The sequence below is a fragment of the Nocardia cyriacigeorgica genome, from assembly GCF_010868145.1.
GTDB classification, from domain to species: Bacteria; Actinomycetota; Actinomycetes; order Mycobacteriales; family Mycobacteriaceae; genus Nocardia; species Nocardia cyriacigeorgica_D.
The window spans coordinates 1-311 of sequence record NZ_JAAGUY010000072.1 but is presented as its reverse complement, the minus strand read 5'-3'; the positions used below and the strand labels follow the sequence as shown (position 1 = coordinate 311).

1 protein-coding gene is annotated in these 311 nt (G+C 65.9%); it reads right to left on the bottom strand.

What is annotated here, in order from left to right; genetic code table 11:
• The coding region (locus tag GV792_RS28790) for an acyl-CoA dehydrogenase family protein (RefSeq protein ID WP_256673911.1) at positions 1-311 on the bottom strand (311 nt) is incomplete at both ends.

Below are 311 nucleotides of genomic sequence, written 5' to 3'. Positions count from 1 at the left end.
CCAGCAAACGGGCCTGATTGATGGCGATCCGCGCATCGGCGATGCGCTCACGATTTCCACCCAGGTTCGCCAGGGGCTTGCCGAATGCGGTGCGGGACAACGCACGACGGCACGCCAGCTCCAGCGCATGTTCGGCGAGCCCGATCAGCCGCATGCAGTGATGGATGCGGCCCGGACCGAGTCGGCCCTGCGCGATCTCGAAGGCGCGACCGGGACCGGCGATCACATTCGACAATGGAACGCGCACATCGGTGAGTCGGATCTCGCCATGTCCGTGCGGTTCGTCGTACCAGCCCATGGTGGGCAGCATC